At 48.2% G+C, this 14,573-nt stretch carries 9 protein-coding genes; 1 reads left to right on the top strand and 8 read right to left on the bottom strand.

Annotated elements, in window-relative coordinates:
• Positions 1-8 precede the first annotated feature (8 nt).
• Complete coding sequence (locus HMPREF0999_RS05615) at positions 9-3,176, bottom strand: TIM-barrel domain-containing protein (RefSeq protein ID WP_029257147.1); 3,168 nt, start codon at positions 3,174-3,176, stop codon at positions 9-11.
• Between the two features lie 173 nt (positions 3,177-3,349).
• Here HMPREF0999_RS05615 and HMPREF0999_RS05610 point away from each other — a divergent pair, with 173 nt between their 5' ends.
• The gene (locus HMPREF0999_RS05610; RefSeq protein ID WP_009275406.1) at positions 3,350-5,197 is read left to right on the top strand and encodes a glycoside hydrolase family 13 protein; all 1,848 of its coding nucleotides are present in this window, start codon (positions 3,350-3,352) and stop codon (positions 5,195-5,197) included.
• 102 nt (positions 5,198-5,299) lie between these two features.
• Here HMPREF0999_RS05610 and HMPREF0999_RS05605 read toward each other — a convergent pair whose 3' ends face one another.
• From HMPREF0999_RS05605 to nusA, 7 genes are all read right to left on the bottom strand, one after another.
• A complete protein-coding gene (locus HMPREF0999_RS05605) occupies positions 5,300-6,136 on the bottom strand; it encodes a GNAT family N-acetyltransferase (protein WP_009275405.1) in 837 nt (278 codons plus the stop codon).
• 112 nt (positions 6,137-6,248) lie between these two features.
• Positions 6,249-7,601 carry a Fe-S cluster assembly protein SufD gene (gene sufD, locus HMPREF0999_RS05600; protein ID WP_009275404.1) on the bottom strand — a complete coding sequence of 451 codons (1,353 nt, stop codon included), beginning with the start codon at positions 7,599-7,601 and terminating at the stop codon, positions 6,249-6,251.
• Positions 7,594-8,349 carry a Fe-S cluster assembly ATPase SufC gene (gene sufC / locus HMPREF0999_RS05595; protein ID WP_005859388.1) on the bottom strand — a complete coding sequence of 252 codons (756 nt, stop codon included), beginning with the start codon at positions 8,347-8,349 and terminating at the stop codon, positions 7,594-7,596. Before sufC ends, sufD begins: the two co-directional genes overlap by 8 nt.
• Positions 8,350-8,391: 42 nt before the next feature.
• The gene (sufB, locus tag HMPREF0999_RS05590; protein WP_005859390.1) at positions 8,392-9,837 is read right to left on the bottom strand and encodes a Fe-S cluster assembly protein SufB; all 1,446 of its coding nucleotides are present in this window, start codon (positions 9,835-9,837) and stop codon (positions 8,392-8,394) included.
• 30 nt (positions 9,838-9,867) lie between these two features.
• Positions 9,868-10,359 carry a CvpA family protein gene (locus HMPREF0999_RS05585; RefSeq protein WP_009275403.1) on the bottom strand — a complete coding sequence of 164 codons (492 nt, stop codon included), beginning with the start codon at positions 10,357-10,359 and terminating at the stop codon, positions 9,868-9,870.
• Between the two features lie 2 nt (positions 10,360-10,361).
• Positions 10,362-13,283: a translation initiation factor IF-2 gene (infB, locus tag HMPREF0999_RS05580; protein ID WP_009275402.1), complete on the bottom strand. Its 2,922-nt coding sequence runs from the start codon at positions 13,281-13,283 to the stop codon at positions 10,362-10,364.
• A gap of 20 nt (positions 13,284-13,303) precedes the next feature.
• Positions 13,304-14,569, bottom strand: a complete 1,266-nt coding sequence (nusA, locus tag HMPREF0999_RS05575; protein WP_005859396.1) for a transcription termination factor NusA — start codon at positions 14,567-14,569, stop codon at positions 13,304-13,306.
• Positions 14,570-14,573 lie beyond the last annotated feature (4 nt).

Genomic DNA, 14,573 nt, shown 5'->3' with positions numbered 1-14,573 from the left:
TAAGAATATTAGAAACCTATCATGATCTTCTGATCCTGATTCGTAGACAAGCGGTTCGTCCGTACCTTAACCCTTCCCATACGATCCGAGGCATCGAAGTACCAGCCTTCTTGTCCGGCATTGAACGCTTCGGGGGAGATGGCAGATAGGGGCTTTTCGGCTACGGTTACGTTTGACGGGCTGGATTCTGAGCGGACATCCAATAGGTAAGTACGCTCTTGGTAACGTCCTTTATAATCTCCTTTCGCTTTCGCTATATCCACGGTGATCGTTCCTTTCTCACCTTTTGGGGAGGAAACAGAGATTAAGGTACGGGCAAACTCGCCTTTCTTATAATCACGGGTGAGACCGTCATCCTCATATAAATTGAAAGAGGTGTTTCCGTAGGGATATAAGTCCAAGGTCAAGACATCCGCAGGTTTCTCGCCTACATAATTCATATCCGGGTACATCGGGATAATGGCGCCTTGACGGATAAATACCGGGCAAATATCCAGTTTAGCCTCATATTTATCCAACCACTTGCCACCCTCGTATTTCTTTCCGGTCCAATAGTCGTACCATTCTCCGGCAGGGAAGTAGATACTGTCGCGTACGTTCTTCCGGGTATATACGGGGGCAACCATCATCCACTCACCACTCATGAACTGGTATTGGGTAGTCGTATCACGGGTAACCACGTCGTCCGGGAATTCCAATACCATCGCACGAGCCATCGGTACACCGGTCATATGCGCCTCATGGCAATAGGTATAGGCGTACGGGTTCAGACGCATCTTCAGCTTTAAGAATTTACGGTTGATATCCGTGTACGGATGCCCATATACCCAAGGCTGACGGTCGGCATCTGCCCAGCCACTCATGGTCATAAAGATCGGGGTGAAGACCTTCCATTGCAAGTCGCGGGTATAGGTTTTCGGGGAACCGCCGAAGATACCGTCCACATCGCTAGTAGCGGCGTTCATAGCGGAAAGGCCGGCACCCGTGATCGTCGGGATATGGTAACGGATATAATCCCAGTTGCTCACTTGGTCACCGCTCCATACCGTAGAATACCGTTGGGTTCCGGCCCAACCGCAAACAGCCCATACGAAACCCCGTTCATTCGTATTGTTCTCGATCCCCTCGAATGCGGATTTACAGCCGTTCAAGGCAAACTCATAGCCTTCTCCAACCCAAGCCACATCCAATTTACACAGGCGGGTACCACATTTACCTACCTCGTAGGCAATCTTATCCACACCATTCTCTGTCCACAAGCCCGTATGGAAACCTCGTTTGCCTAATTCCGTCACAACAGAATCCAATTTCACATAGCCGCAACCATAGCCATCGTTCGGCAAGATCCAGCCACGGGGCATATCATATTCCACATATTTATCGGCAACTTGGCTGATTACGTCCGGGGTGGATTGAGGCCATCCGGTGCGCTGTTCCCCTTTGTTATAGCAGTCGGCGTCTCCCATCGTAAGCATCCACATCGCCGGCATAAAAGGTTTTCCGGTGATATCCGTATAGTCGTTCAATAGGTCTTTCAAGGAAGGGCCGTAGAAGTAGAACGCGTCAAAGCGATTCTCGTTATGCGTCAACTGACTGGTGAAGCCCATCAGCTTAAAGCCATCATCATAGTTCTTGTCCAACATCTCCGTGCCGTTGAAGGCATAATGTCCCGGGGCAAACGTATTGCGGAATACGCCATATCCTTTCGTGGACATATAGAAGGGAGCCGGGTTAGAGGATTGATCCTCATCCCAACCGGTCACCTCGATATCCGCTTCCTTCCCAGCGTATGAGAAATTACCTTGTTGCATACCGCAACCGTAGAAATCCTCATCACCGCTACGGCGCATCGTTTGGGTCGTTTTTAGTCCGAAGGCAAGTGGTTCGGCCTCCTCGTAGATCACGGCACGGTTATTCTTGTCATACATGGCGAAACGAATAGGGTTCTTATAGACACGTACGACACATTGGGGAGTCGTGAACTTATAATAGCTGCCGTTGTCGGCCATGGAGACTCTCGGGTTCTTTACCCCATAATCCACGACGATCGAGTTTGCCGCCGGATTGGTATACTCCCCATCCGGTGCCAACCAGATACGGAAGATATCATCCCGATAAAACATCAACTTAACCTTAGCGTACCCGGAGACGAACTCATATTCCGTGTTGCTGATCTTATTGAACTTCGTCAACTTACCCAAGTTCATACGGGCGGCGAACAGGTTCGCTTTTAATACGTTGTTTGACGAACGCTCATCCTTCGGGTATTGGATAGCGAACTCTATTTTATAGGAACCCATCTGGGTTAGGTCGGTAGCGGGGAAAGCTACCTCATATTCCTCTTGTTTAGCGATCGGATGCCCGGAGGCGGTTACCGTGGCGGTTAGTTTCTGACCGTTGTTTAAAGAGGCGGTTACCGTGAAATCCTCGTCTACGGGCTGGGAGCCAACGTTCTTCAGCTTCACTTTCAACACGTCTTCCTTCGTGAACGTATTCCCGGTTTCTTGGTGTGAGGTCACTTTCTCCAAAGCCAAATCATGCGCAAAAGGCTCTGTCAGCTCAATATCATCGACCATCCAATACCAAGAGAAGATATCCCGCCAGAAGAAACGCAAGTAGACGGTTTTCTGGTTCGCGGCTACCTCGCTGATGTTGATCTCCTCGTTCACCGGGGCATGAAGCTGGGTAGCGGCGGGGATCTTATCCATCACGTTATACTCTTTCCAATTCACCCCGTCGTTGCTGACGCCTACCCAAAGGCCGGCACGTTTTCCGGTGAACCAATTATTCCAACGAAACAGGTGCTGGAATTTCAATACCACATCGTTCTTTCCCGCACAATCGATAGCGCTGGTCTGGAAATAGCCGTTCGGGTATTCCTCCCGTTGATTCCACTTCGTGATCTCCTCCCCGGTGACTACGCCCGGCCGGAATTGCATATGATAGCCACGACTCGTAGAGGCGATGGGAGGCGCTTGTTGCTCAAACTGGAAAGAACCGGGATAAGGCTGATCGGTAACAATCCATTCACACTTTGCCGATTTCGTCGAATCGACAATCATCCAGCCGTCGGGTAATTTCCCGGCAGAGAAATCTTCTTTCCAAAAACTTTGTTGTGCGGACAGGGAGGAAACGCAACCTGTCAGAAGCATGGATACAATTAGACTTTTTATCATTTGAATTAGTTGATTAGATTTAGGCAGTAAAGATAGTCTTAATTTACGAGGGTTCGCAAACGTTCGCGTGATTTTTATTCCCTTTTCGCCGGGCGAAAGCGTGTTATTATCAATGGAATCCTTCTATCTTCGCGTATGTACAACCTTGTCATATAAATCAATAAACATATATCATGAACAGACATTTATTCTTGAGCCTTTTACTGGCCCTTTTCGCTTCCAGTACGCTTTCAGCCGATAACCTTAGAATCGAGCCGACCTTCTGGTGGAGTGGTATGAAGAACCCGGAACTCCAGCTGATGGTATACGGTAAGGATATCGCCGGATATCTCCCTAGCGTGAAATATCCCGGCGTACAGTTGAAAAGCTCGGTAGCGTTGGAAAGCCCGAATTACCTATTGATCTATCTGGACGTGGAAAACGCCAAGCCCGGCAGGTTTGATATCACGTTCACGAAGGACAAAAAGAGTTTCAATTACTCGTATGAGTTGAAGGCCCGTAAACCGAACGCCGATCGGATCAAGGGGTTTGACTCTTCCGACGTGCTTTATCTCATCATGCCGGATCGTTTCGCAAACGGAGATCCCTCGAACGATCAAATCCCGATGCGTACCTCTTATAAGGTAGACCGTAACAGCCCGAACGCCCGTCACGGAGGCGACTTGGCCGGTATCGAGCAGCATTTGGATTATATCGAGGATCTGGGCGTTACCGCTATCTGGCTGAACCCGGTATTGGAGAATGACATGGAGGGAGGCTCTTATCACGGATATGCCACGACGGATTATTACCGGGTAGACCCACGCTTCGGCACGAACGAGGATTACGTCCGCTTGATCGAGAAGACGCACGAGCGGGGCATGCGTGTCGTAATGGATATGATCTTCAACCATTGTGGAAGCGATCATCCTTGGATGAAAGATATCCCTAGCCACGACTGGTTTAATAATCTCGATAACTACGTGCAGACCAACCACGATAAAGAGGCTTATTTCGATCCTTACGTGTCGGATTATGATAAGGAGACGATGCTGAACGGCTGGTTTGTCCCGAGCATGCCGGACTTGAACCAAAAGAACCCACATGTAGCCAAATACCTTATCCAGAACTCTATCTGGTGGATCGAGTATTGCGGCGTGGATGGTATCCGTCAAGATACGTATCCGTATGCCGACGTGGACATGATGCGGAATTGGTGCACGGAGGTCATGAACGAGTATCCGGAGTATAACATCGTAGGCGAGGCGTGGATGAACTACACAATCGGTTCCGCTTATTGGCAGAAAGGCAGCCGGTTGAACTTCGGGCAGGATACCGAGCTGAAATCGGTAATGGATTTCCGCTTGATGGGTATCGCGAGCAAGGCGTTCCATGAGGAGACTGGGTATTCCGGAGGCTTGCATACGATCTTCGAGCATATGTGTTATGATTATGTATATCCCGATATCTATAATGTATTGCGTTTCTTGGAGAACCATGATACGGATCGTTTTCTTCCCTCCATGCCTAAGTCTGTCGATGATTTGTACGCGTTCAAGCAAGGGGTGACATTCTTGTTGACGATCCCCGGTATTCCCCAGCTCTATTACGGGCAGGAGTTGTTAATGAACGGCACCAAGGAGAAGGGAGACGGATATATCCGCTTGGATGTTCCCGGTGGCTGGCCCGGCGACAAGGTGAATCAATTCGAGGCATCCGGTCGCAGCGAGGTGCAAAATGACGCATGGAATTTCCTCCGGACTTTATTGAAATGGCGCAAGGGCAACGATATCATCGCCAAGGGTAAGATGAAGCATTTCATGGTGAACCAAGGTGTCTATGTTTACGAGCGCAGTCTGGATGGCCGGAGCGTATTGGTCTTGATGAATGGCAGCGATAAGGAGGTGAACCTCCCGTTGGCCCGCTATGCGGAAGTATTGCGAGGTAAAACCTCCGGAAAAGAGATATTAACCGGAAAGGAGATTCCATTGGGAGACGAATTATCCTTGGCACCGAAAGGGATCTTCGTGCTGGAAATGTGATACCATTAGCCCCGATGATTTTTCATTCGAGGACCTATTTATAGATTACTAATAATTAAATCGGGAGGTCTCTTAAACCTCCCGATTTTCTTTTCACATATACTATTTTAATCTCTTTTCAAGAATCAATCGATGCCTGCATTGAATGCCGTTCTCCCAGATAGGCTCGGCATAGTTCCGCACGAAATAATCACGATCTACGGCTACCAAATCGAAGCCTTCCTGTTGATAAAGCATCATCGGGCCGACGGCTGAGGTTCCGGTACAAATACGCAAAAGCTCGACATCTTGAGCCGGAGCCCATTTATCAGATACATGCCGTAATAGTTTCCGGGCGATTCCTCGCCGACGGAAGATATCCGCCACGGCAAGATTCATGATCTCCGCCTTACCACCCTCCTCCTTGCGAACCACGATCACGCCGGCAACGGAATTTCGTACCGTAGCGATAAAGCAATCCGAATCCTTTAGGTAAACCTCTACTTTCTCCCGATCCGGATCGGCTTCCAGCAGTAACTCATAAGGAGGGAATAAAGCTGCTTGTATCTCCGGCTCCCCGTTAGCGACGATCTCTACGATATTTCCGTCAGGATCTCGGATCACGCCCTCATAGTAACCATCCCCAGAAGTGCGGGTCTCACCGGCGATCGTGTATCCATCCATCCGGAAACGTTCGATCATTTGATCCACTTGCTCCTTCGTATCCGCATGAAAAGCCAGATGAGCCAAGCCGATATGATCCTTGTCGTAAGCCTCATTAATATCTTGCCGTTGCATGATCTCCAAAGCGGGGCCACTCTCAAAAGAGACGAAATAAGAGGCGAATCCTTTCTTTGGATTCACATATTTCTCGTTACTCTTACCGTTGAAATACTTTACATAGAAATCCCGTAAACGTTCCAGATGATTCGTCCATAGGGCGATGTGTGTTAACTGCATAAGTTGGAGGTTTTAATTTGTCACTGCCAAAGATATAAAAAAATCAGACATGGTTCCCTACATGATCGTCGGGATAATCCATGTCTGATTACTGTTTTCTTCTTATTCGCGATTATTTACAAATCCGGCAACCGGCGCATTTAGCCAGCTCACCGCGGAAACGTTTCTCTACCAGTTTATGCAAACGGTCTTTCAACGCCTCCAAGCGTACATGGTCGATCACGTCGGAAGTGAAAGCCACGCTCAATAACATACGGGCCTCGTCACGTGGGATACCGCGGCTTTGCATATAGAACAAAGCGTTCTCATCTAACTGACCGGTCGTCATACCGTGCGAGCATTTTACGTCGTCCGCGTAAATCTCCAGTTGCGGCTTGCTGTACATACGGGCCTCACGAGTAGCGCACAGATTACGGTTCGTCTGGTAAGCGGCGGTCTTCTGGGCATCCTCTTTCACCAAGATACGTCCGCTGAAGACACCTACGGCATGATCATTCAGTACATTCTTGAACAACTCGTTGCTGGTACAATTCGGAACCGCATGGGTAATATGGCTATAGGTATCCATCTGTTGCTCCTTGTCCAGAACGGACATACCGCATAAGGTAGACTCGGCATACTCGCCATTCAGTTCCACGTAATAATTGTTGCGAGTCAAGCCATTCGTCAACGTAATACCGTTTACCAAGACATTGGTCGAGGCCGCCTGCCTTACGTGTACGGAGGAGAAACGGGTCGTGGACACACTGCTTTCCTCCAAATCATAATAATCGAAGCGAGCGCCTTCCTCTGCGAAAATCTCAACCACTTGAGTCGCCAAGAATTTCACGCCGTCGATACTATGGTCGCAAACCAACAACTTCGCCTCCGAATGAGGTTCCATAATCACCAGGACACGACGGTTCGCCATCGTATCCACATCATTACGGAATATATTCACTAATTGGATAGGACGCTCAACCACGACATTTTTCGGTACATACACCACAAAACCATCTTGAGCCAACATCGTATTCAATGCGATAATACCATCCTTGCTACTCGGCGCCGCCTTTCCGTAATACTTGGAAGCGATCTCCGGATATTGCTCCGTAAAAGCCTTCAACCCTCCAGCATACACGCCTTCCGGCAAATGTGCTTTCGGTAAGTCCTTATCGTAAAACGTATCGTTCACGACAAAGTATAACGATGTGCTCAAGTTCGGTACGTCACAACGGAATACGTCATAAGGATTCACCGGGATAGCGACCCGGTTGATATTTAAACCGTAATCCGGAGCGAACGCTTGGGCTACATCCGTATATTTATAATCCTCGCTTCTCGTGGAGGGGAATCCGAGTCGCTCAAAGTTCGCCAAGGCATCAGCCCTAAGGGCATTCATCACCGGCGTACTATGACGACATACCAGATCCTCACATTGGGCGAAAAGATCGATATATTGTTGCTCGGCCTTCATATTACTCATCTCCCATCTCTTTCTTGATCCAGTCGTAACCTTTCTCTTCCAGTTCCAAGGCCAATTCCGGACCGGCGGTCTTCACGATACGGCCTTTGTAAAGCACATGAACCACATCCGGCTTGATGTAATCCAGCAGACGCTGATAGTGCGTGATTACGATAGCGGCATTCTCCGGAGTCCTCAACTGGTTCACGCCATGCGCTACGATACGCAAGGCATCGATATCCAAACCACTATCCGTCTCATCCAAGATCGCCAATTTCGGCTCCAGCATCGCCATCTGGAAGATCTCGTTCCGCTTTTTCTCTCCACCGGAGAAACCTTCGTTCACGCTACGGCTGGCCAGTTTATTATCCAGCTCGACGATCGCACGTTTCTCACGCATCAATTTCAAGAAGTCCGTAGCCGAAACCGGTTCCAGACCGTTATATTTACGATGCTCGTTCAACGCCGCACGCATAAAGTTCACCATACTGACCCCCGGGATCTCGACCGGATATTGGAAGCTCAAGAAAATACCCTCACGGCTACGATCCTCCGGAGAAAGATCCAGCAGATTCTTACCGTTGAAGATAACCTCTCCTTCCGTTACCTCAAAAGCGGGATTACCTACTAATACACTACTTAACGTACTTTTTCCAGAACCGTTCGGTCCCATGATAGCATGTACCTCACCCGCTTTCACCGACAGGTTGATACCTTTCAATATCTCTTTGCCATTTACGTTGGCATGTAAATTCTTAACCTCTAACATCTTTTCTTATTGAAAATTGAAAGTTGAAAATTGAAAATTATTCTATCCTACGCTGCCTTCCAGCGAGATCGTTAGTAATTTCTGAGCCTCGACAGCAAACTCCATCGGTAACTTATTCATTACCTCGCGGGCATATCCATTCACGATCAAACCAACAGCCTCTTCTACCGAGATACCCCGTTGCTGGCAGTAGAACAATTGCTCCTCACTGATCTTACTCGTCGTAGCCTCATGCTCCACGATCGCCGTCTCATTCTGAATATCAGCGTAAGGGAACGTATGAGCTCCACAAGTAGAGCTTAGTAACAAACTATCGCATTGGCTATGGTTTCGGGCGCCTTCCGCACGGGCGGACACCTTCACCAATCCCCGATAGCTATTCTGGCTATGACCGGCAGAGATACCCTTGGATACGATCGTACTTTTCGTATTCTTACCCAGATGGATCATCTTCGTACCCGTATCGGCCTGTTGGTAATTATTGGTTACGGCAACCGAGTAAAACTCACCTACCGAGTTATCACCCGCCAAGATACAGCTCGGATATTTCCAAGTGATCGCCGAACCGGTCTCTACTTGCGTCCAAGAGATCTTGCTACCCTCACCTTTGCACAAACCTCGTTTCGTCACGAAGTTATAGATACCGCCTTTACCTTCCTTATCACCCGGATACCAGTTCTGTACGGTAGAATACTTCACCTCGGCACGCTCGTTCGCCACGATCTCCACGATAGCGGCATGCAATTGGTTCTCGTCACGCATCGGTGCCGTACATCCTTCCAAATAACTTACATACGCCTCATCGTCTGCGACAATCAAGGTACGCTCGAACTGTCCGGTATTAGCGGCATTGATACGGAAATACGTACTCAACTCCATCGGGCAACGTACGCCCTTCGGTATATAAACAAACGAACCATCCGAGAACACGGCCGAATTCAAGGCGGCGAAGAAATTATCACGATAACCAACCACGCTGCCCAAATACTTCTGCACCAAGTCCGGATGATGTTGTACAGCCTCGCTGAACGAACAGAAAATAATCCCCTTCTCCGCGAGATTCTCCTTGAAAGTAGTCTTCACGGAAACACTATCCATCACGGCGTCTACCGCCATTCCGCTTAAATGCTTCTGTTCTTCCAAAGGAATACCCAGTTTATCGAATGTTTTCAACAACTCAGGATCTACCTCATCCAAGCTCTTTGGTCCCTCTTTTTTCTTAGGGGCGGCATAATAGATAATGTCCTGATAATCGATCGGCGGGATATTCAAGTGAGGCCATGTAGGCATCTCCAACGTCTGCCAATGGCGAAAAGCCTTCAAACGGAACTCGAGTAACCATTCCGGCTCGTTCTTCTTGGCAGAGATAATACGGACCGTCTCCTCGTCTAATCCACGATGGATCACCTCCGTATCAATATCGGTAACGAAGCCATATTTATAATCTCCGCTCGTTACCTCATTAATGATATGATTTGAATCCTGCATAATTATAAATTAACCATTGATAAAAGCCCTTCATTCTACTAATGAAAACAAATTATGTGGGAAAATTGTTGGTACTATTTGCTTCACGCTATAATAAAAACGAGATTCTATCTTCGATTGGCGATGAATCAAGACCGATCCGCGATCCACGAACTCCAGCGCATTCAACAGCAAACTGGTAAAGACCAAAACGACCAGCAACCCGAAAAAACCCCCAAACAAATGGTTGATAACGCTCAACGGTGTCGCCCCTACCACCTTGGTAACCAGTTCACCCGCTAGGATAAATACCCCCATAATCAAGATAAAACCCGCTATATAACTCAAGATCGTAACCCCTTCTTCCGGAAACCAACCCAACGCCAAGATATATCCTTTCAGCCAAGCCGCCGCTTTCCCGCAGAAAAAGATCGCGATCACTAGGGCTATAAGCGAAACAACCTGTTTGATGATTCCATCAAACAGGCCTTTCACAAATCCTATCCCTGCCAGACATAGCAATGTAATGTCCAACCAGTTCATCGTTATAACGTCTTCTTTATTTCTGTCTCTTCGTAAGCCTCGATCATATCGCCCACTTGGATATCGTTGAAGTTCGTAATATTCAAACCGCAATCCAAGCCAGCCACGACCTCTTTCGCATCGTCCTTGAAACGTTTCAAAGAACCTAGCTCACCGGCATAGATAACGATACCGTCACGTATCAAACGAATCTTGTTCGTACGTTTGATCTTGCCTTCCTTAACCATACATCCGGCAACCGTACCGACCTTGGTGATCTTGAATACCTGCTGAACTTCCACATAAGCGGTAATCTCCTCCTTGATCTCCGGAGAAAGCATGCCTTCCATAGCGCTCTTCACCTCCTCGATCGCATCGTAGATGATAGAATACAAACGGATCTCCACACCTTCCTTCTCGGCGTTTCTACGTGCTTGCAAAGACGGACGAACTTGGAATCCGATAATGATAGCGTTCGAAGCCGCTGCCAAAACCACATCCGACTCGGAAATCTGGCCAACCGCCTTGTGAATTACGTTTACCTGAATCTCCTCGGTAGACAAACGGATCAAGGAGTCGGACAAAGCCTCTACGGAACCATCCACATCACCCTTCACGATCACGTTCAACTCTTGGAAGTTACCCACGGCGATACGACGTCCGATATCATCCAAAGTAAGCATCTTCTGCGTACGAAGACCTAACTCACGCTGCAATTGCTCACGACGGTTAGCGATCTCACGCGCCTCTTGCTCAGTCTCCAATACATTAAATGTATCACCGGCCTGAGGAGCACCATTCAAACCGAGGATCAATACCGGCTCGGAAGGACCGGCCTTCTCCACCCGTTGATTACGCTCGTTGAACATCGCCTTGATACGTCCTTGATGAGTTCCCGCCAAAACGATATCTCCCATCTTCAACGTACCGTTCTCCACCAATATGGTAGATACATAGCCACGTCCCTTGTCCAAAGAAGACTCGATGATAGAACCAACCGCACGTTTTTTCGGATTCGCTTTCAAATCCAACAGGTCGGCCTCCAACAAGACCTTCTCCAACAACTCCTCGACACCGATACCTTTCTTAGCGGAGATCTCCTGACTCTGGTACTTACCCCCCCAGTCTTCCACCAAGTAATTCATATTCGCCAACTCCTCCTTGATCTTCTCAGGATTAGCATGTGGCTTATCGATTTTATTAATAGCGAAAACAATAGGAACACCGGCAGCCGAAGCGTGATTAATCGCCTCGATCGTCTGAGGCATCACGTTATCATCAGCGGCCACGATAATAATCGCGATATCCGTCACCTTTGCGCCACGGGCACGCATAGCGGTAAACGCCTCATGACCCGGAGTATCCAAGAACGTGATACGGCGGCCATTCTGCAACTTCACGTTGTAGGCTCCGATATGCTGCGTGATACCACCGGCCTCACCGGCGATTACGTTCGCGCTACGGATATTATCCAATAAAGAAGTCTTACCATGGTCAACGTGTCCCATCACCGTTACGATAGGCGGACGGGCTACCCAATCCTCCTCGTTATCATCTTCCTCATCAGCGTTGATCGCCTCGACAACATCCGCGCTTACATATTCAGTCTTATAACCGAACTCCTCAGCCACAATATTGATCGTCTCCGCATCCAAGCGCTGATTGATCGAAACCATAAGGCCGATGCTCATGCAAGTACCGATAACCTCCGTTACAGATACGTCCATCATGTTCGCCAAGTCGTTGGCCGTAACGAACTCGGTCAGCTTCAATACCTTGCTTTCCAGTTCTTCCTGTTCCATCAACTCGTGCTCACGTTTCACAGCGGCGTCACGTTTATCACGACGGTATTTAGCCCCCTTATTATTCTTATTATTCTTGTTGGTCAAGCGAGCCAAAGTCTCCTTGATCTGCTTTTGAACATCCTCTTCACTAACTTCCGCTTTCACCGGCTTCTTCAAGCGAGGCTTACGGTCGTTATTCGGACGATCGTCACGATTCGGGCGCGGATAATTCGTACCCGGCGTATTATTCACGTCTACCCGATCTTTCTTGATACGTTTACGCTTCTTCTTAGCGTCACCTTCCTCACCCGGTTTAGCAGGAGCGTTCGGTTTAATCAAAGTCGGCGAATTCGGACTCTTATGAGGAGCGCCCGGACCGTTGCTATTATTACCCGGCCGATTGTTATTAAACTTTTGCTTCTCATCACGCTCTTTCCGCTTCTCCTCCTTCGTTTTCTTTTTCGGACGAGTCGATTGGTTAAGCGCATCCAAGTCAATCTTACCGGTTACCTTGATCTTTGACTCCAATTTAACCGAGTTCAAACGGAAAAGATTATCATCCTTTTCCTCGATCTTCTCTACTTCCTGTTCCGGTTTCACACTTTCCACCTTAGGTTCCGCAACAACCGGTTGCTTCTCTACGGTTTTTTCTTTTTCCACTTCCACTACTATAACTTTTTCTTCTTTTTTCTCCGTGGGAGCCTGCGCAGGCTGCGCGGGTTTAACAGGAGCTTGAGCAGCGGGAGCGGCAGGCGCTTCCTTCACTTTCGGCTCTTCCTTTACCTTAGGCTCTTCTTTCACCTTCGGCTCCTCTTTAGCCTTCGGCTCTTCCTGCTGTTTTTTATGTTGTCCACCATCCAAATCGATATGACCCTTCATTACGATCTTAGGTCTGAATTCTTCCGGTATCACTGTCTTTATTTCCGCGGTCTTCTCTTCTTTCACAGAAGGAACCTCTTTCCGCACACGATCCGCCGCAAAATTACGATCTTTCTCTGGCAGATCCTTTCCAAACTCTTTTACGAGCAAAGCATACTGTTCATCACTGATCCTCGTGTTGGGATTATCCTCAACCGAGAACCCATTCCGGTGCAGGAACTCAACCACCGTGTTGATTCCCACGTTCAATTTTCTCTGTACTTGAATTAATTTTATAGGCATATCTAACTTTGTCGTAATACTTATTCGTTACCTTCATCTTCAAATTCCGCAGATAAGATAGCTAAAAGATCGTCCACGGTCTGTTCTTCCAGATCGGCACGTTCAATAATCTCATTGCGGTCCATAGCAAGGACACTCTTCGCCGTATAGCATCCTATATTCTTCAGTGCGTCGATCACCCAGCTGTCGATCTCGTCGGAGAACTCATCCAAGTAGATATCCTCCTCGTCCGCTCCTTCGATATCACGGAATACGTCAATCGTATACTCAGTCAACATACAAGCCAACTTAATATTCAGACCGCCCTTACCGATCGCTAAAGAAACCTCCTCCGGACGTAGATAAACCTCAGCTTTCTTTTCCTCCTCATTCACACGGATAGAAGAGATCTTAGCCGGGCTTAAGGCACGCTGGATAAACAAAGAGAGATTTGAGGTGTAATTAATCACATCAATGTTCTCGTTTCTCAACTCGCGAACGATTCCGTGGATACGAGAGCCTTTCATACCTACGCAAGCGCCTACCGGATCAATACGGTCATCGTATGACTCGACAGCCACCTTGGCACGCTCTCCCGGGATGCGGGCGATCGCCTTGATCGTAATCAAGCCGTCATTAATCTCCGGAACCTCCAACTCAAACAACCGTTGCAAGAAGACCTTATCCGTACGGGAAAGAAGGATCTTCGGGTTGTTATTATAGTTATCCACACGTTGAACGATCGCACGTACGGTCTCTCCCTTACGATAGAAATCGGTCGGGATTTGCTCGGATTTCGGCAGTAGCAACTCATTACCATCGTCATCCAACAACAGGATTTCTTTCTTCCACACCTGATAAACCTCAGCGGCGATGATGTGGCCGATTTTATCCTTATACTTAGCGTACAAGCTGTCTTTCTGCAATTCAAGTATCTTTGAAGCCAAAGTTTGGCGCAAGTTTAAGATCGCACGGCGTCCGAAGTCTGCAAAATGCACCTCGTCGGTCACTTCCTCGCCCACCTCACAGTCGGCATCGATTTTACGGGCCTCCGTCAACGTAAGCTGCAAGTTCTCATCCTCCAATTCATCATCAGCCACAACCGTACGGTTTCTCCAGATCTCGAAATCACCTTTCTCAGGGTTGATAATCACGTCATAGTTCTCATCCGTGCCAAACATCTTGGCGATCACGTTACGGAACGAATCTTCCAAAACGCTAATCATCGTATCTTTATCGATATTCTTCAACTCCTTGAACTCCGCAAGGGTGTCAATCATACTGATTGTTTCCTCTTTCTTGGCCATAATC

The sequence above is a fragment of the Parabacteroides sp. D25 genome, assembly GCF_000307475.1.
Taxonomy (GTDB): domain Bacteria; phylum Bacteroidota; class Bacteroidia; order Bacteroidales; family Tannerellaceae; genus Parabacteroides; species Parabacteroides distasonis.
The sequence above is the reverse complement of the archived record's forward strand: the minus strand, read 5'-3'. Positions and strand labels throughout refer to the sequence as shown.